The sequence below is a fragment of the Nocardioides sp. JQ2195 genome, from assembly GCF_012272695.1.
Lineage (GTDB): Bacteria > Actinomycetota > Actinomycetes > Propionibacteriales > Nocardioidaceae > Nocardioides.
Genome location: NZ_CP050902.1, coordinates 1,930,103 through 1,948,053 on the forward strand (window position 1 = coordinate 1,930,103; position 17,951 = coordinate 1,948,053).

At 68.4% G+C, this 17,951-nt stretch carries 17 protein-coding genes; 7 read left to right on the plus strand and 10 right to left on the minus strand.

Translation table 11 applies throughout. The features are described from left to right. Positions 1–17 precede the first annotated feature (17 nt). Complete coding sequence (locus ncot_RS09220) at positions 18–536, minus strand: histidine phosphatase family protein (RefSeq protein WP_240938147.1); 519 nt, start codon at positions 534–536, stop codon at positions 18–20. A 33-nt stretch (positions 537–569) separates the two neighbouring features. Here ncot_RS09220 and ncot_RS09225 point away from each other — a divergent pair, with 33 nt between their 5' ends. Genes ncot_RS09225 through ncot_RS09235 form a run of 3 tightly spaced genes read left to right on the plus strand, consistent with a single transcriptional unit; the run spans position 570 to position 4,724 of the window. Further along, positions 570–1,583 (plus strand): cyanophycinase, encoded by a 1,014-nt coding sequence (locus ncot_RS09225; RefSeq protein ID WP_168617347.1) that lies wholly within the window; start codon positions 570–572, stop codon positions 1,581–1,583. After that, a complete protein-coding gene (gene cphA / locus ncot_RS09230) occupies positions 1,580–4,363 on the plus strand; it encodes a cyanophycin synthetase (RefSeq protein ID WP_168617348.1) in 2,784 nt (927 codons plus the stop codon). Before ncot_RS09225 ends, cphA begins: the two co-directional genes overlap by 4 nt. Before the next feature lie 40 nt (positions 4,364–4,403). Continuing rightward, the gene (locus ncot_RS09235) at positions 4,404–4,724 is read left to right on the plus strand and encodes a cupin domain-containing protein (RefSeq protein ID WP_168617349.1); all 321 of its coding nucleotides are present in this window, start codon (positions 4,404–4,406) and stop codon (positions 4,722–4,724) included. Between the two features lie 670 nt (positions 4,725–5,394). On the opposite strand, the gene ncot_RS09240 is transcribed toward ncot_RS09235, so the two are convergent. The 5 genes from ncot_RS09240 to ncot_RS09260 all read right to left on the minus strand — a co-directional run bounded on the left by ncot_RS09240 (position 5,395) and on the right by ncot_RS09260 (position 10,213). Continuing rightward, the gene (locus tag ncot_RS09240; protein WP_168617350.1) at positions 5,395–6,357 is read right to left on the minus strand and encodes a hypothetical protein; all 963 of its coding nucleotides are present in this window, start codon (positions 6,355–6,357) and stop codon (positions 5,395–5,397) included. Between the two features lie 311 nt (positions 6,358–6,668). Then, positions 6,669–8,351, minus strand: a complete 1,683-nt coding sequence (locus ncot_RS09245; RefSeq protein ID WP_240938148.1) for a Mur ligase family protein — start codon at positions 8,349–8,351, stop codon at positions 6,669–6,671. Positions 8,352–8,427: 76 nt separating this feature from the next. After that, positions 8,428–9,198, minus strand: a complete 771-nt coding sequence (gene fabI, locus ncot_RS09250) for an enoyl-ACP reductase FabI (RefSeq protein ID WP_168617352.1) — start codon at positions 9,196–9,198, stop codon at positions 8,428–8,430. A 34-nt stretch (positions 9,199–9,232) separates the two neighbouring features. After that, positions 9,233–9,937 carry a beta-ketoacyl-ACP reductase gene (locus ncot_RS09255; protein ID WP_168617353.1) on the minus strand — a complete coding sequence of 235 codons (705 nt, stop codon included), beginning with the start codon at positions 9,935–9,937 and terminating at the stop codon, positions 9,233–9,235. Positions 9,938–10,000: 63 nt separating this feature from the next. After that, positions 10,001–10,213 carry a dodecin gene (locus ncot_RS09260; RefSeq protein ID WP_168619265.1) on the minus strand — a complete coding sequence of 71 codons (213 nt, stop codon included), beginning with the start codon at positions 10,211–10,213 and terminating at the stop codon, positions 10,001–10,003. A gap of 75 nt (positions 10,214–10,288) precedes the next feature. Between ncot_RS09260 and ncot_RS09265 the strand changes: the two genes are divergently transcribed. Both ncot_RS09265 and ncot_RS09270 read left to right on the plus strand, forming a co-directional pair. Continuing rightward, on the plus strand, positions 10,289–10,588 hold the full coding sequence (locus ncot_RS09265) for a DUF3099 domain-containing protein (protein WP_168617354.1): 300 nt from the start codon (positions 10,289–10,291) through the stop codon (positions 10,586–10,588). A 22-nt stretch (positions 10,589–10,610) separates the two neighbouring features. Next, the gene (locus tag ncot_RS09270; protein ID WP_168619266.1) at positions 10,611–10,793 is read left to right on the plus strand and encodes a hypothetical protein; all 183 of its coding nucleotides are present in this window, start codon (positions 10,611–10,613) and stop codon (positions 10,791–10,793) included. 28 nt (positions 10,794–10,821) lie between these two features. On the opposite strand, the gene moaA is transcribed toward ncot_RS09270, so the two are convergent. Next, positions 10,822–11,814 (minus strand): GTP 3',8-cyclase MoaA, encoded by a 993-nt coding sequence (moaA, locus tag ncot_RS09275; RefSeq protein ID WP_168617355.1) that lies wholly within the window; start codon positions 11,812–11,814, stop codon positions 10,822–10,824. Between the two features lie 64 nt (positions 11,815–11,878). Between moaA and ncot_RS09280 the strand changes: the two genes are divergently transcribed. Continuing rightward, on the plus strand, positions 11,879–12,673 hold the full coding sequence (locus tag ncot_RS09280; protein ID WP_168617356.1) for an SURF1 family protein: 795 nt from the start codon (positions 11,879–11,881) through the stop codon (positions 12,671–12,673). Here the strand turns inward: ncot_RS09280 and ncot_RS09285 are convergent. From ncot_RS09285 to ncot_RS09295, 3 genes are read right to left on the minus strand one after another with little or no spacing between them, the layout of a single operon-like run. Beyond that, positions 12,605–13,360, minus strand: a complete 756-nt coding sequence (locus ncot_RS09285; RefSeq protein ID WP_168617357.1) for an SDR family oxidoreductase — start codon at positions 13,358–13,360, stop codon at positions 12,605–12,607. The two genes, ncot_RS09280 and ncot_RS09285, sit on opposite strands and share 69 nt — an antisense overlap. Before the next feature lie 47 nt (positions 13,361–13,407). Next, positions 13,408–15,276 carry an ABC transporter ATP-binding protein gene (locus tag ncot_RS09290; protein ID WP_240938179.1) on the minus strand — a complete coding sequence of 623 codons (1,869 nt, stop codon included), beginning with the start codon at positions 15,274–15,276 and terminating at the stop codon, positions 13,408–13,410. Between the two features lie 19 nt (positions 15,277–15,295). Next, the gene (locus ncot_RS09295; RefSeq protein WP_168617358.1) at positions 15,296–16,894 is read right to left on the minus strand and encodes an ABC-F family ATP-binding cassette domain-containing protein; all 1,599 of its coding nucleotides are present in this window, start codon (positions 16,892–16,894) and stop codon (positions 15,296–15,298) included. A 70-nt stretch (positions 16,895–16,964) separates the two neighbouring features. On the opposite strand from ncot_RS09295, the gene ncot_RS09300 reads away from it, so the two are divergent. Continuing rightward, positions 16,965–17,945 (plus strand): neutral zinc metallopeptidase, encoded by a 981-nt coding sequence (locus ncot_RS09300; protein WP_168617359.1) that lies wholly within the window; start codon positions 16,965–16,967, stop codon positions 17,943–17,945. Positions 17,946–17,951 lie beyond the last annotated feature (6 nt).

The window sequence follows — 17,951 nt, forward strand, 5'->3', positions numbered from 1 at the left end:
CGTCCTCGCGGCGCAGGTCAGTCGGCGCGGGACACGTGGAAGTGCGTGAGCCGGAGGGTGCCCTCGCCGACCCCGGTCCAGTCGCCCGAGACGTCGAAGACGGCCAGCGAACAGGTCGGGAAGCCGGTGAGCATCCCGACCATCGCCTCCGGATCTCCCTCACCGTCGTCGAGCAGCTGTGCCAGCACGCCCATGGTCGGGTTGTGGCCGATGACGAGGAGGGTGTCCACGTCGGCAGGTGTGGCCCGCACCAGGTCGAGCGCCGAGTCCGGCTCGGCGGCGTACAACGCGGAGCTCGGCTCCAGGTGCACGTCGTCGTCCAGCGAACGGCTCACCTCCTGCCACGTGGTCGTCGTACGCAGCGCGGTGGAGACCAGCGCCATCCCGGGATGGATGTCGTTCGCGTGGAGCCAGGCGCCGGCCGCTGCTGCGTCGCGGCGCCCGGAGGGCTCGAGATCACGTTCCCGATCGGATGGGGCGAAGCCCACGGCCTTGGCGTGGCGCATCAGGACGAGCGTCCGATTAGTCGTGTTCACGGAGCAATGGTGACACCGGCTAGCCTGCCTGTCATGCCGAGTGACCTGCAGCCAGACACCGAGCCCAGTCCCCCGGGGCCGCTGATGATCATCGGGGGCGCCGAGGACAAGCTGCGCAAGCGTTCGGTGCTCACCGAGTTCGTCCGTCGCAGTGGTGGGGAGAACGCCAGGATCGCGGTCATTGCCACGGCGTCGTCACTCGGCCCCGAGATCGTCGAGGTCTACGACGCCCTCTTCCGAAAGCTCGGTGCCGCCGACGTCGTGTCGGTCCGGCCGGTGACCCGGGAGCAGTCCCGCGAGGAGGACTTCGTCGCGGCGCTCGACGACGTGACGGGCATCTTCATGACCGGTGGCAACCAGCTCAAGCTCTCCGGTGCCATCTGCGGCACGCCCTTCGGCGAGGCCATCCACGCTGCTCGTGCCCGCGGCGCAGTGATCGCCGGGACGTCTGCGGGGGCCAGCATCCAGTCGTCCCACATGGTCGCGTTCGGCGTCGGAGGGGCCACCTCCAAGCAGCGGATGACCCAGGTCGCCGCGGGTCTGGGCCTGGTCGAGAACTGCGTCATCGACCAGCACTTCGAGCAGCGCAACCGCTATGGACGCCTGCTGATGATCGTCGCCCAGTCACCGCAGCTGATCGGGATGGGCGTCGACGAGGACACCGCTGCCGTGGTCACGATCGAGGACGACCACGAGATCCTGCGGGTGATCGGAAAGGGCGCGGTGACACTGTTCGATCCCACCAACATCGTCACCAACGCGCACGAGGCACCGCGGTCCTCCCCCCTGCTCACCTCCGGTGTGATCCTGCACGCCCTGCCCGAAGGTGCCACGTTCGACCTGACCACGCGGACCCTGGTCCCGGCTCCGGCCGTGGCCGACGCCGCGGAGGCTGCCGAGATCAGCTCGGCCGGCCGCGACCTGCGCAAGCTGGCTCGCGACATCGCTGCCGGCGACGTCTCGCCGACAGCGTTGCGACGGCGCAAGAGCCGAGGACGTCGCAGGAACAGTTCCCCCGCCCATGACGACACGGAAGCGAGCTCATGACTGAAACTCCCCTGACGGGTGGTCGTGCGACCGCCGACCTGGCCATCATCGAGACCCGGGTGTACCGAGGCGCAAACGTCTGGTCCTACGACCGATCGATCCATCTCGTCGTCGACCTGGGATCGCTCGAGCAGTTCCCGACCAACATGATTCCCAGCTTCACCGACAACATCCTCCAGATGTTGCCCGGCCTGCGCGAGCACTCGTGCTCGCGCGGACGACGCGGGGGCTTCGTCGAGCGCCTGAACGAGGGGACCTGGTTGGGCCACGTCGCCGAGCATGCCGCCCTGGCCCTGCAACAGGTCGTCGGTCACGACATCCGCCGGGGCAAGACCCGGCAGGTGAAGGGCGAGCCGGGTCGCTACAACGTGATCTTCGGGTATGTCGACGAGCAGGTGGGCCTCGCGGCCGCGCGGCTCGCCGTACGACTGGTCAACCACCTGGTCGAGGCCGATCCCGAGTTCGAGTGGGAGGACGAGCTCGAGGCCTTCATCAAGCGTGCGTCACGGACCGCGTTCGGCCCGTCCACCCAGGCCATCGTCGACGAGGCGGTCTCCCGTGACATCCCTTGGATCCGATTGAACCAGCACTCGCTGGTGCAGCTCGGTCAAGGCGTGCACGCCAAGCGGATCCGCGCCACGATGACGTCAGAGACCAGCTCGATCGCGGTCGACATCGCCAGCGACAAGGACCTGACCACCCGGCTCCTGGGTGCAGCCGGGCTGCCGGTGCCGAAGCAGGAGTCGGTCCGCACGGCCGACCAGGCCGTGACGGTCGCCAAGCGCATCGGGTTCCCGGTCGTGGTGAAGCCGCTGGACGGCAACCACGGACGCGGTGTGTGCCTCGACCTCCAGGACGAGGACGACGTGCGCGAGGCCTTCCCCATCGCGGCCGAGCAGTCGCGACGCGGCTGGGTGATCGTCGAGTCGTTCGTGACCGGCAAGGACTATCGCTGCCTGATCATCGACGGCCGGCTGGCCGCCGTGGCGGAGAGGGTTCCGGCCAGCGTCACCGGCGATGGCACCAGCACCATCGAAGACCTGGTGGAGATGGCGAACGCCGATCCCCGCCGAGGTGTGGGCCACGAGAAGGTGCTCACCCGCATCAAGATCGATGCGGCCGCCATCGAGCGGGTCCGCGACCAGGGCCACGAGATGACGGACGTGCTCGAGGCGGGCACGCAGGTGAAGCTCGCCCTCACCGGCAACATGTCCACAGGTGGCATCTCGATCGACCGCACCTTCGAGGCTCACCCCGAGAACGTGGAGATCGCCGAGGAGGCGGCCCGGATCATCGGGCTCGACATCGCCGGCATCGACTTCATCTGTCCCGACATCACCGAGCCGGTCCGTGAGACAGGTGGCGCGATCTGCGAGGTGAACGCGGCCCCCGGTTTCCGGATGCACACCCACCCGACCATCGGTGAGCCGCAGTTCATCGCCAAGCCCGTCGTCGACATGCTGTTCCCGCCCGGTGCGCCTTCGCGGATCCCGATCGTCGCGGTCACCGGCACCAACGGCAAGACGACCACGTCGCGGATGATCTCCCACATCTTCAAGGGCATGGGCCGCAAGGTCGGGATGACCTCCACCGACGGTGTCGTGATCGACGAGCGGCTGCTGATCCGCGCGGACGCATCAGGTCCGCGGTCCGCGCGCATGGTGCTGCAGAACCCGCGCGTCGACTTCGCGGTCTTCGAGGTTGCCCGTGGAGGGATCCTTCGTGAGGGTCTCGGCTACGAGCGCAACGACGTTGCGGTGGTCCTCAACGTGCAGCCCGACCACCTGGGCCTGCGCGGCATCGACACGGTCGAGCAGCTCGCCGACGTCAAGGCAGTCGTGGTGGAGGCGGTGCCGCGCGACGGCCACGCCGTGCTCAACGCGGACGACCCACTGGTGCGGGAGATGCGCCGTCGCTGCTCGGGCCAGGTGGTCTGGTTCTCGATGGAGGAGCCCGGCACCGAGGCTCGCGACATGATCGACGCGCACTGCCGTCGTGGGGGCAAGGCGTTGATCCTGGCGCCGTCCGACCGTGGCGAGATGATCGTGGTCAAGCACGGCCGCCGTGAGATGCAGCTGGCCTGGACCCACCTGCTCCCGTCGACCTTCGGTGGCCGGGCACGGATGAACGTGCAGAATGCCATGGCTGCCGCGGCTGCGGCGTTCGCGGCCGGTGCCCCGCTGCACGACATCCGCCAGGGCATGCGCACGTTCTCGACGAACTACTACCAGTCCCCCGGTCGACTCAACGAGGTCGAGGTCAACGGGGTCAACGTCATCATCGACTACTGCCACAACGCGCCGGGCATGCGCATGCTCGGCGACTTCGTCGACCGGGTCGGTGACTCGCTCGACCACGAGCTGGCCCGTCCCTCACGCATCGGTGTCATCGCCACGGCAGGCGACCGTCGCGACGAGGACATGCGTGAACTGGGGCACATCGCGGCACAACACTTCGACGTGGTCGTCGTCCGTGAGGACGAGGCTCTCCGTGGACGCGAACGCGGCGAGACCGCGGGCTTCGTGGCCGAGGGTGTGCGCAACGCCATGGAAGAGGGCGCACGCTGCAAGCAGGTCGAGGTGATCATCGAGGAGGTCGACGCGATCCGGCATGCCATGAGTCGTGCCAACCGCGGGGACCTCGTGGTGCTGTGCGTCGACAAGCACCCGCAGGTGATGGGTGAGCTGGAGAACTGGTCCAACCAGGCCCAGGCGGGTTCTGGTGCGAGCGACGAGTCCCCCGGAGCTGACCCCGACTACACCCCGTCCCCGCAGGCCTGAGGTGCGCGTCTTCCGTCTCGACCAGATTCCACATCGCCCTGTGGAGGCGAACTCCAGCACTGGCTTCGCGGTCGGCGCGTTGGGCATCACGGCCGAGGCGCACCTGGTCGTGGTGCGGCTCGCGCCAGGAGGCGTGATCGGTCAGCACCCTGCGGTCGGGCGGCAGATCCTCCTGGTGGTCGACGGTGACGCCACAGTCACGGGTGCTGACGACGCACCGCGTGCGCTCGGGCCAGGGGAAGCGGCGGTCTGGGAACCGGGCGAGCCCCACACCACCACGACGGAGCACGGACTGCTGGGCTTCGTCGTGGAGGGCGACCTGGATCTGGACACTCGCCCGGGCGCGGTGGACGCGCCCTAGCTGCTTCTCGAGACCGGTACCGGGCGTGGCGGTGGTCTGACGTTCGGTGGTCGAGTGGCCGCGAGGGACGAGCGGTTGTATCGAGACCGGTACCGGGCGTGGCAGTAGGCCCAGTCACCGGGTTCTTGTCCTTGGCGTGGGCCTGCTGTCGTGGTGCTACATGCTCGGCCGGTGCTTGATGTGTCGGTGCCCTGACTGGGAGTTGGTTTCGAGACGGTCGCTGAGTGACCTCCTCAACCAACGTCGATTCAGGGTTCTTGGGTGAGCTCGACTGTTCCGGTGTGGGTGACCAACCAGGTCCGGCCGTGCTGGTTGGTCCAGGTATAGGTGCCGTCGCGGTCGCGTTGGTATCGCCATCCACCGTGGGTTTTGAGCAGGTGGTGTCGGCGGCACAGGGGGGGCCAGGTTCTCCGGGTTCGTCTGCCCCGGTGGTCCGGTGTCGTCATAGGGCACGATGTGGTCGAGGTCGCAGGTCTTCGATGACCTGCCGCAGTAGGGGTGCACGCAGTGGGGGTCGCGTTCGGTGACCTGGTCCCGCATCGACTGTGGCGGATCATGGACATCCACCGCCCACACCTTGGTGGTGTCGATGACCGGCGTCAACCGGGCATCAGCACCGAGTTGCTTCAGGTAGCCGGCGATCAGGGTGGTGGTGGCGGGGCCGAACATGTTAGTGTCCACCACCCCGCCCACCTGACTCCACGGTGGCGGAGGCGGCGCACATGGTGGCCAGGTCCGTGAGGGACAGGTGCACGAACAGCCGGGCCTTGAGGTAGGACTTGCGGCGGGTGACCTGGGTGCCGGTGGCGGGGTTGATCGGTGGGTCCTGGTCGAGGATACCGAGCAGATCCAACGATGCTTGCCGGTCGGCGATGACCCCGAGGGCCTTGGCCTTGCGTTGGCCCAGGGTGTCGGTGTCGCCGAGGCGTCCCATCGTGGTCGCCTCATCGGAGACGAGGCCTTCGAACTTTGCCAGGTCCAACGACCCGCCGGTGGCGTGCAGGGTGCTGGTGCCCTCAGCCCCTGCTTGGTGGTCGACTTCGACGTCCCAGTCGTCACGCCCGGGCAGGCCGGTGTCGGCGTCGAGCTTGTCGGGGTGGAACTTCGCGGTGCCGTGCTTGACGGCCCGGGCCATCGCGGTCAGCGAGTACGAACCACCCTCGTGGAGGTGGTTGTCGATCCACCGGGCTGCCTCCAGGGAGAGGTCGTGGGTGTCCTCGGCGAGGCGGAAGGCTTTCCACAGCTCCAGCTCGAGGTCCTCGAAGCGGGCATGGGTTCGTGGCAGCCGGTGGTGCAGGTCGAGGGTGTTGGCGAGGAACTGCTTCGCAGATTCCCGGGACTTCCTGGTGGCTGCGGCGAGGTCCTCGGTCACGAACGCGGCCACCAGTGGGGTGCCCTCGCCACCCAACACGGCGTCGAAGTCTCCGGCCATGCCGGGCAGTCCGTCGCCCCAGGTCGCGGGGTCGACGTCCGGGCCGGCGGGGTTGGTGACACAGAGCTGGTAGGCCAACCTGACCTTGCGGCGGTCGGTGCGGAACTCGGTGTCGCGGGTGTCAGAGATGAGGTCGAACAGGACGGCGCCGCCGAGGTCACAGACCTCGTAGGGGTGCAGTGCTGCGTCGACTTCGAACATGCCCCCATTGCATCACCGAGCACTGACACCGAACCCCCGAAAAAGGGGGGTTCTGCACAGGGTTCGGAGAAAGTATTTTCAGAATCTTTCCCGGTGGACTGCGGGTGGTGTGAACTCGGCCCGGCGGGGGCGACGTACGGGCGGTTTCGAGACGCTCGTTCCTCGCTCCTCAACCACCGCCGGGGACGGCGTACGGCGCGGAGAACGGTTTCGAGACGCTCGTTCCTCGCTCCTCAACCACCGTCGGGGACGGCGTACGGCGCGGAGGACGGTTTCGAGACGCTCGTTCCTCACCGGCACTCGACCAACGATCAGCGGGCGGCGCGTACCTTGGCGGAGAGGGCCTCGGGCGAGTCCGGAATGCCGCCCTTCGAAGCAATCCAGTCGTAGCACTCCTGGCGCTCGGCGTGGCACATGATGCCGACCACGTCGCCGGGCTGGGCCTGGGCGACCAAGGCTTCCAGTCCGGAGACCTCGGTGGGCCACGACACGATGTGGGTGGCCCCGACGCGTTCGGCCCCGTTGCGCATCAACTGGTCGAGCTCCTCCATGGTGCGACCGCGGAAGTACTTCTCCTTGTGGCAGATGGCCAGCACGTCGGCGTCTCGTCCGGCGATCTCCCCCAGCTTCTCGATCAGGTCGTCCTGGCGGTCACCGACCACGCCCATGCCGAGCAGCAACCGCGAGCCGGGGCGGCGTACGCCGTTCATGATCTCGAACATCGCCTCGAGCCCGGCTTCGTTGTGGGCCAGGTCCATCACGACGGACACGTCATCGATGGAGAAGAAGTTCATCCGGCCGGGGTTGTGCTCGGCGTCGGGGCGGAACGAACGCAGTCCCTCGATCACCATGTCTCGCGGCAACCCGATGGCCAACGAGGCAGATGCCGCGGCCAAGGTGTTCTCGACGTTGAACCGGGACAGACCGGCGAGGGTCATCGGAACGTCGACGAGCTGGATCAGCGCATCGGCATCCTTGTCGGGCTGCAGCACAGCAACCCAGTCGTCGATCACGGTCGTCGCGCGACCACCGGCGTTGAGCGCCTCACGGATGGCCGGCGACTCAGGGTCGCGGGAGAACACCCAGGGCTTGGCCTTGATCACCTGGCGCATGGCCATCACTCTGGGGTCGTCGCCGTTGAGGACCGACCAGCCGTCCGGACGGGTGATCTGGGCGACCACCGACTTCACCTCGGCCAGCTGGTCGACCGTGTCGATGCCGTGCAGCCCGAGGTGGTCAGCGGTCACGTTGGTCACCACGGAGACGTCGTTGCGGGTCAGCCCGATTCCCTTCAGCAGGATGCCGCCGCGAGCGGTCTCGGTGACCGCGAACTCGACTTCCTTGTGGGCCAGCACCCTGCCGGCGCCCGAGGGGCCGGAGTAGTCACCGGGTTCGACGAGCTCACCGTCGATGTAGATGCCATCGGTGTTCGACCAACCCACCAGCAGGCCGTTGGTGCGGGCGATGTGGGCGATCATGCGGGAGGTCGTGGTCTTCCCGTTGGTGCCGGTGACGGCCACCACCGGGATCTTGGGCCGGATGGTGGTCGGGGCTGGCCCCGGCTCAACCTCGTCGAGCTTCTCGGCGACCTCACTGACCAACGCCTCGATGTCGGCGCCCGGCAGGCGATCGAGGACTTCCGCGACGGCCCTGCCGAGGGCCTGGGCCCGCGTGCGGTGCCGCCACGGGAACGCGACGACGAGACGGTGCGGGTCGCTGGTCGGTCGAACGCGTACGGCGAGGCGCGCGGTGCCCGACTCGGCGGCGACAGCACGCACCAGTCGGGCCACGGCGCGGGCCACGAAGCGCTGGCGAAAACCCGAGTTTGCGGCACCGGGGTTGGTGCTCTTCAACCCGATCCGACGAGCGAGTCGCTGGGCCCGCTCGTCCGGGGCCTCGGCGAGAGGAGTGATGTCCAGGGTCAGCTTGATGGCGGCCCGTGGGAAGTAGAGGTTGGGGCCTTCAAGGACACGCAGCTCGATGAGTGAAGTCACCAAGAGGACGTTACAGACTCGGCGCGGATCCGCCGATCCCCCGGCGCCCTGAGGGCGCCGGACAATGGGGTGCGGCTCAGGCCCCCATGGCGTGGAAGCCACCGTCGACGTGCACGATCTCGCCGGTGGTGGCCGGGAAGAAGTCGGAGAGCAGGGCACAGACGGCACGCGCGGTCGGGTCCTGGTCGGTGTTGTCCCAGCCCAGCGGAGCGCGGGTGCCCCACATGTCCTCGAGGTCGCCGAACCCGGGAATGGCCTTGGCGGCCAGGGTGCGCAGCGGCCCTGCGGAGACCAAGTTGCAGCGGATGCCGTCCGGGCCGAGGTCACGGGCGAGGTAGCGCGAGGTGGACTCCAGCGAAGCCTTGGCCACGCCCATCCAGTCGTATGCCGGCCAGGCGACGGTCGCGTCGAAGGTCATGCCCACGACGGAACCGCCCGAACCCATCAACGGCTTGGCGGCCATCGCCAAGGACTTCAAGGAGTAGGCAGAGACCTGGACGGCCTGGGCGACGTCGTCCCAGGGACCGTCGAGGAACTTGCCGCCCAGCAGGGTCTCCGGGTTGCCGTAGGCGATCGAGTGGACCACGCCGTCGAGTCCGTCGACGTGCTCACGCAGCAGCTCGGGGAGCCGGTCGAGGTGTTCCTGGTCGGTGACGTCGAGCTCGAGCACCGGCGGCTCCACCGGGAGGCGCTTGGCGATGCGCTTGGTGATGCCCAAGGCACGCCCGAAGTTGGAGATGAGCACCGTGGCGCCCTGTTCCTGGGCGACCTTGGCCACCGCGAAGCCGATGGAGCTGTCCATCGTCACTCCGGCAACGAGGATCCGCTTGCCTTCGAGAATGCCCATGCGTCGTGCTCCTTGTTCGAGAGGTGAGTGAGGATCAGTGGCCCATGCCGAGGCCGCCGTCGACCGGGATGACCGCACCGGTGACATAGGCACCGCCGTCACCGGCGAGCCAGGTGACGGCTCCGGCGATGTCCTCGACCGCGGCGAAGCGGCCGAGCGGGATCTGGGCCTGGTAGGCAGCCTTCTGCTCGTCGGGCAGCACGTCGGTCATGTCGGTCTGCACGAAGCCGGGCGCGACGACATTGGCGGTGATCGAGCGGGAGCCGAGCTCACGGGCCAGCGAGCGGGCCATGCCGACGAGCCCGGCCTTGGAGGCGGCGTAGTTGACCTGGCCGGGCGAGCCGAGCAGGCCGACGACCGAGGAGATGAAGATGATCCGACCACGTCGCAGCCGCAGCATCCCCTTGGCGGCGCGCTTGGCCACCCGGAACGACCCGGTCAGGTTCGTGTCGATCACCGAGGACCAGTCGTCGTCGCTCATCCTCAGGACCAGCGTGTCCTTGGTGATCCCGGCATTCGCCACGAGCACCTCGACGGGCCCGTGGGCGGCCTCGACCTGCTTGAACGCTGCCTCCACCGCCTCGGTGTCGGTGATGTCGCAGCGAATGTCGAGGGCGCCTTCAGGTGCCCCACCGTTGCGCGTGGTGACGGCGACCTTGTCGCCCTGCTCGAGGAAGGCCTGGGCGATGGCGCGGCCGATGCCGCGGTTGCCGCCGGTGACGAGGACTGATCTGCTCACGCCACTCGACGCTAGAGATTACTCATGCGTATCCCTAAACGACTCGGAGGGAGTCGCCGGGAATCAGTCGTCCTCGAGGCGGAACCCGAGCTTGAGGCCGACCTGGAAGTGCTCGACTTGGCCGTCCTTGACCTGACCGCGCACCTGGGTCATCTCGAACCAGTCGACGTGGCGCAGTGTCTTGGTGGCCCGCTCGATGCCGTTGCGGATGGCCTGGTCGATGCCCTCGGGCGAGGTGCCGACGATCTCGGTGACGCGGTAGGTGCGGTCGGACATGGGGGCCTCCAGGGGATCGACGATCGCGACCCGGGCTCGGGCCACAGGCTGAGCCTACCGACGTACCATGGAGACATGCCACGCAAGGAGCCTGAGCCGGTGCGGATCACCACCGCACCGCAGACGCGCTCCCAGGACATCGCCGGACGCCAGCGTCGCTACCTGATGTCGATGGGCATCCGCACGGTCTGCTTCATCGGTGCCGTTGCCGTGGGGCCGGGCTGGTTGCGGTGGGTGCTGGTCGCCGGCGCGGTGCTGCTGCCGTATGTGGCAGTCGTGTTCGCCAACGAGCCACCCGAGCGGCGGGAGGAGAACCTACGTCCCACGGACTGGTTCGGACGCGAGCTGCCCACGAAGGACTCCACCCATCGCTAGGCTCTGCGACGTGACTGAAGAGATGCGCTGCTCCGCCAAGGGGTGCCAGGCCGACGCGGAGTGGGCCCTGCTGTGGAACAACCCGAAGCTGCACACACCCGATCGTCGCAAGACCTGGTTGGCCTGTGACGAGCACAAGCAGTCATTGAGCGACTTCTTGGGAGCCCGGGGCTTCCTCAGGGACGTGGAGCCGGTCTCCGCCTAGACCAGGCTGGCGACCCGGGCTGGGCGAGTCAGCCGCCGATCGCCGACATCGGACGCGACGGCTGCAGGAAGCTGGGGTCGTTGATGCCGTGACCGGGCAGCTTCGGGCGTACGGCGGCGATCCAGCGCTCGGCGATCTCGTCGTCACTGGCACCATCACGAAGTGGAGTGCGCAGGTCGGACTCCTCGCGGGCGAAGAGACAGTTGCGCACCTGGCCGTCGGCAGTCAGCCGGACCCGGTCACAGTCGCCGCAGAACGGACGGGTGATCGACGCGATCACACCGACGGTGGCGGGCCCGCCGTTGACGGTGAACAGCTCGGCGGGAGCGCTCCCTCGCGGTTCGGAAGCCGGCTCGAGCACGAACTCCCGGTCCAGGGAGGCAAAGATCTCGTCGGCGGTGATCATCTCGTCACGGCGCCAGCCGTGCTGGGCGTCCAGGGGCATCTGCTCGATGAACCGCAGCTCGTAGGAGCGCTCGATCGCCCATCGCAGCAGCTCGGGGGCCTGGTCGTCGTTGTGCCCGCGCAACAACACCGCGTTGATCTTCACCGGCCCCAGGCCCGCCTCCTGCGCGGCTTCGAGACCGGCGACCACGTCATGCAGCCGGTCACGCCGCGTGATGTCGGCGAACGTCTGCGGCCGGATCGTGTCGAGGCTGACGTTGACCCGGTCGAGCCCGGCGTCGGCGAGTGCCCGGGCGGTGCGGCTCAGGCCGAGGGCGTTGGTCGTCATCGAGATCTCCGGCCGCGGCACCATGGCCGCAGTGCCGGCGACGATGTCGACCAGGCCACGCCTGACCAACGGCTCGCCCCCGGTGAAGCGCACCTCGTCCACACCGAGCCTCGACGTGGCGATGTGGATCAGTCGGAGGACCTCGTCATCGGTGAGGACCTCCTCCCCGGGGAGCCAGTCGAGGCCTTCGGCAGGCATGCAATAGGAGCATCGGAGGTTGCACCGATCCGTCAGGGAGACCCGCAGATCTGTGGCCACCCGGCCATGGAGATCACTCAGCTGCTGCATTCCCCGAGTCTAGGCCCCCGGGCCAGCCGACCACGACCTGATCGGCCCAGTTAGCCTTGGTGCCGTGAGATCCCTGTCGTTCCTGTTGACTCGACGCTGGATCCTCTTCTTCCTGACCGTGGTGCTGCTGTCCCTGCTAGCCTGGCGCCTGGGTGTGTGGCAGTTCCACCGCCTCGACGACCGCAAGGACTCGAACTCCATCGTGGAGCGCAACGAGCACGAGGAACCGGCACCGGTCGAGCAAGTCATGTCCACCGGCACCGGCGTGGACACCGAGCACGAGTGGCGCCGGGTGGTGGCGACCGGCGAGTACGACGTGGACGACACGGTGATCGTGCGCTACCGGACCCGTGACGGCAGTCCCGGTGTCGACGTGGTGGTCCCGCTGGTGACCAGGTCCGGGACCGCGCTGCTGGTCGACCGCGGTTGGATGGCCACCCAGAACAGCGGAGACACTCCCGACGACATTCCTGCGCCGCCACCCGGCGAAGTGACGGTCGAGGGCTGGGTGCGCAAGGACGCCACAGGGGACTCCACCCGGGTCGACGACCACTCCACCCGGGCGATCTCGAGCACGGAGATCAGCGCGGCCCTCGACCTGGAGGCCTACCGCGGGTTCGTGGACCTGGTCAGCGAGGATCCGGCACCCGCCGAGGGACTGGAGCTGGCCAGCAAGCCCGAGCTCGACAACGGCCCGCACTTCTTCTACGGACTGCAGTGGTGGTTCTTCGGCCTGCTGGCCGTCATCGGTTTCTTCTGGATGGCCTACGACGAGTGGAGCGGCAAGGGCTCAAAGCGTGCGCGCAAGGCCCCCGTCAACCGGAAGCAGCAGCCCCGTGAGGAAGCTCGCCGCCGGTGACATGAGGAACGCCGCCGTGCGGCCGAACTCCTCGGGTGTGCCGTAGCGCCCGAGGGGAATGGCGGCCACGGCTGCCGCCTTGGCCTGCGCTGCGTCGCCGGTCAGTTCATCGAGCTGCTGGACCCTTGCGGTGTCGATGCGACCGGGCATCAGCCCGTTGACCCGGATCCCGCGCGGCCCGAGCTCGTCCGCGAGCTGCTTGGCCACCATCGCCAACCCGGGCCGCAGCCCGTTCGAGATGGCCATGTCGGGCAACGGCTCCTTCGCCGACGTGGACAGCACGAACGTGATCGATCCTCCGTCACCGAGGGCAGCGGCGACCTCGCGAGCCACACGGACGGTGCCGAGGAAGACGGACTCGAACGATGTCACCCAGTCCTCGTCCGCGGTCTCGGCGACGCTGCCCTTGGGCGGGCCGCCAACCGAGATCAGCACACCGTCGAGACGGCCGAACGCGTGCTGTGCTGCCTCGATGAGCCGCCCCGGTGACTGCGCATCGGCGTTGTCGGCCGCGACCCCACGAGCATTCTCGCCGAGCTCGGAGACTGCGGCGTCGAGGGAGTCCTGGTCACGCCCGGAGAGCACCACCCGGGCCCCGTCCGCCACCAGCTGGTCGGCGGTCGCGCGACCGAGACCCCGCGCTCCCCCGGTGACGACGTAGACACGGTCCTGAAGATTGAGGTCCATGGCCAGCATCCTGCCACTCGGGGCAAGGTGGGTCGCGCGAGCCGGGCTCAGCCCGATGTCACGTCGTCGATGAACTGGGTGCGGTGCAGCTGGCCGTAGAGCCCACCCTGAGCCAGCAGCTCGGTGTGGGTCCCGCGTTGCACCACGCGTCCTTCGTCGACGACCAGGATCTGGTCGGCACCGCGGATGGTGGAGAGCCGGTGGGCGATCACCAAGGACGTACGCCCGGCCAACGCGGCGTCGAGGGCACGCTGCACGGCGGCCTCCGACTCGGAGTCGAGGTGTGCCGTCGCCTCGTCGAGGACGACGATGGCCGGTGCCTTGAGGAGCAGTCGGGCGATGGCCAGGCGCTGGCGCTCTCCGCCGGACAACCGGTAGCCACGGTCTCCGACGACGGTGTCGAGACCGTCGGGCAGGGCAGCGACCAGCCGGCCGATCTGGGCAGCGTCCAGCGCCTGCCGGATGTCGTCGTCGCTCGCATCCCGCTTGGCGTAGAGCAGGTTGGCGCGGATGGTGTCGTGGAACATGTGGGCGTCCTGGGTGACGTAGCCGACCACGTCCTCCAGTGACTGCAGCTCGACGTCGCGCACGTCGTGCCCGTCGATCTCCACGGCACCGCCGGAGACGTCGTACAGCCGGGCGACCAGGTGGGTGACGGTCGTCTTGCCGGCACCCGACGGCCCGACCAGCGCGACCATCTCGCCCGGCTCGGCCACGAAGCTGATGTCGGCGAGCACCTGCTCGGTGTCGCGGCTCTCCTTGCGGGCCACCACCTCCAGCGAGGCGAGGGAGACCTCGTCGGCACGGGGGTAGGTGAACGCGACCTTGCGGAACTCCAGACGGGCAGCGTCGCGCGGCAGGACCACCGGGTCCTCTCGCTCCTGGACCAGTGACGGCAGGTCGAGAAGCTCGAAGACGCGCTCGAAGCTGACCAGGGCAGTCATCACGTCGATGCGTACGTTGGAGAGCCCCTGCAGGGGACCGAGCAGCCGCAGGAGCAAGGTGGCCAGGGCCAGCAGCGTGCCGACGCTGAGCTGCTCGTGGATCGCGAGATAGCCGCCGACGCCGTAGACCAGGGCCGTGGCCAGCGCCGGGACGGTCATCATCGCCGCCACGAAGATGCGCGTGATCAGCGAGATGCGGACGCCGAGGTCACGCACCACGGCGGCCTTGACGGCGAACTTCGCGTCCTCCTCGTCCCGGCGCCCGAAGAGCTTGAGCAGCATCGCCCCGCCGACGTTGAAGCGCTCGGTCATCGCGTTGCCGAGATCGGCGTTGCCGTCCATCTGATCGCGAGTGAGACCGGCCAGCCGGTGGCTGACCCACCGTGAGGTCAGCATCAGGATCGGGAAGAGGGCCAGGCAGGCCAGCGTCACCCGCCAGCTGAGCGCGAACATGGTCGCACCGACGACGACCACCGAGATCAGGTTCGACACCGTGCTCGACAGGGCTGACGTGAACGCACGCTGGGCACCGATCACGTCGTTGTTGAGGCGCGACACCAGCGCACCGGTCTGGGTGCGGGTGAAGAACGCCAGCGACTGGCGTTGCACGTGCGCGAAGACCCGGGTCCGCAGGTCATAGATCAGGCCCTCGCCGATCCGCGAGGAGAACCAGCCCGTCAGGACGTTGAGCAACCCGCTGAACACGGCCGTGACAGCCATCGCGACGGCCAGCCAGGTGACCAGCGAGACATCGCCCCGCAGGATGCCGTCATCGACGATGCGCTGCACCAAGAGCGGCGTGACCACGACCAGGCAGGCGTCAACGACGGTCAGGGCCAGGAACAACGCGATCAGCCCCCGGTGCGGGCCGGCGAAGCTCAGCACACGGCGCACGGTGCCGCGCTCAAGGCGGTTCTCGACGACACTGCGGTCGGCACGCAGGTTGCGGAAGGCCGGCCCGGCACCCATCATCCCCGACACGTCCGGCTCCTCAGGCCAGGGAGACGAGGTCGGCGTAGCCCTCGTTCCAGAGGTCCTCGTCACCGTCGGGCAGCAGCAGGACCCGGTCGGGCTCGAGAGCTCTCACCGCGCCTTCGTCGTGGGTGACCAGGATGATCGCGCCCTCATAGGTGCGGATCGCGGCCAGCACCTCCTCGCGCGAAGCAGGGTCGAGGTTGTTGGTGGGCTCGTCGAGGAGCAGCACGTTGGCACTGGAGACGACCAGGCTGGCCAGGGCGAGCCGGGTCTTCTCGCCGCCGGAGAGGACCGCGGCCGACTTGTGCGCGTCGTCGCCGGAGAAGAGGAACGACCCGAGCACGCTGCGAGCCTCGGTGTCGGTCAGCTGGGGCGCCGCCGACTGCATGTTCTCCAGCACGGTGCGGCTGGTGTCGAGCGTCTCGTGCTCCTGGGCGTAGTAGCCGACCTTGAGCCCGTGGCCAGGGATGACCTCCCCGGTGTCCGGCTGGTCGACCCCGGCCAGGATCCGCAGCATCGTGGTCTTGCCGGCGCCGTTGAAGCCGAGGATCACGACGCGACTGCCCTTGTCGATGGCCAGGTCGACGTCCATGAAGACCTCGAGCGAGCCGTAGGACTTGGAGAGCTCCTTGGCGGTGAGCGGGGTCTTGCCACAGGCGGCCGGCGCGGGGAACTTGATCTTGGCGACCTTGTCGGCCTGGCGCTCGCCCTCGAGACCGGCCATCATCTTCTCGGCGCGCTTGAGCATCGACTGGGCAGCGGTGGCCTTGCTGGCCTTGGCCCGCATCCTGTTGGCCTGGTCGGTGAGCGTCTTCGCCTTCGACTCCGCATTGGCCCGCTCGCGCTTGCGGCGCCGCTCGTCGGTCTCGCGCTGCGTCAGGTAGTGCTTCCAGCCCATGTTGTAGACGTCGATCTCGGCGCGGTTGGCGTCGAGGTGCATCACCTTGTTGACCGTGGCCTCGAGGAGCTCGTTGTCGTGGCTGATCACGATCAGCCCGCCCTTGTAGTTCTTGAGGAACTCGCGCAGCCACACGATCGAGTCGACGTCGAGGTGGTTGGTGGGTTCGTCGAGGAGCATGGTCTCGGCGTCGGAGAAGAGGATGCGGGCCAGCTCGACGCGGCGTCGCTGGCCACCGGAGAGGGTTCTCAGCGGCTGGGTGAGGATGCGGTCCTCGATGCCGAGGGAGGCCGCGATGGTGGACGCCTCGGACTCCGCGGCGTATCCCCCGCCGGCGTGCAACTCGTTGTCGGCGCGGGCGTACTGCTTCATCGCCTTCTCGGCGACCTCCGGGTCGTCGGAGCCCATGTCACGCTCGGCCGCGCGCAGACGGCGTACGACGTCATCGAGGCCGCGTGCCGAGAGGATCCGGTCGCGGGCCATCACGTCGGGATCACCGGTGCGCGGATCCTGCGGCAGATAGCCGACCTCACCGTTGGTCAGCACCTTGCCCGATGCGGGAGGGGCCTCGCCGGCCAGGATCTTGGTGAGGGTCGTCTTGCCGGCTCCGTTGCGGCCGACCAGGCCGACCTTGTCGCCGGCTGCCACGCGGAAGTTGACGTTCTCCATGAGGAGACGCGCACCGGCACGGACCTCGAGTTGCTGTGCGGTGATCATGAGGCTGGTTAGTCTACGGGGCACAAGGCTCTCCCCCGTCATCCGGACGGACACCAGGAAGGAAGCACCCATGCGCTTCAACCCCAAGGCACGTCTGGACAAGGGGCAGGTCTCCGACGCTGGCGGTGGGGGCGGGCGTGGCGGTGGCCTCGGTGGCGGCGGTGGCATGCGCCTGCCCATCCCGACGGGTGCCGGGGGCGGGAAGCTCGGCCTGGCGATCGCGGTGATCTTCTTCGTGGTGGCGATGTGCACCGGCAACGTCCCGGGCATCAACCAGGGCGGCGGTGGAGGCGGCGGAGGCGGTGGGCTCGGTCTCGACCCCTCCCAGCTGCAGGCCGCGGGTGGGCAGAGCGCCGAGACCGATCGCTACGCGAGCTGCAGGACGGGTGAGGACGCGGCAGCGAGCCACGACTGCGGTCGCGTCGCCGTGGTCAACTCGATCCAGGCCTACTGGGCCGAGACCCTCCCCGAGGCGGCGGGTGTCGAGTACACCGACGCCCAGACGGTCACCTTCTCCGGATCGATCAGCACCGGGTGCGGTCAGGCCTCCGCCGCGGTCGGACCGTTCTACTGCCCGGCTCCGGGTGACCAGAAGGTCTATCTCGACACGAACTTCTTCGACGACGTCCTGGAGGGGCAGCTCGGTGGCCCGGACGGGGGCTTCGTCGAGTGGTACGTCCTCGGTCACGAGTACGGCCACCACATCCAGGACATCACCAACCAGATGCGCAACGTCAAGACCCAGCAGGGTGAGAACAGCGACGCCGTGAAGCTGGAGCTGCAGGCCGACTGCTACGCGGGCCTGTGGACCAATGCCGCCGTCAACACCGAGGACGAGTCCGGTGAACCCCTGTTCTCCGAGGGCCCGAACGAGGAGGACCTGCGCCAGGCCATTGCGGCGGCCGAGGCGGTCGGTGACGACCACATCCAGAAGGTCTCCCAGGGCCGGGTCGACCCGGGCCAGTGGACCCACGGCTCGTCCGCGCAACGCATCGAGATGTTCAAGAAGGGCTACGAGAGCGGCGACTACTCGGCCTGCGACGTCTGGTGACGCGCG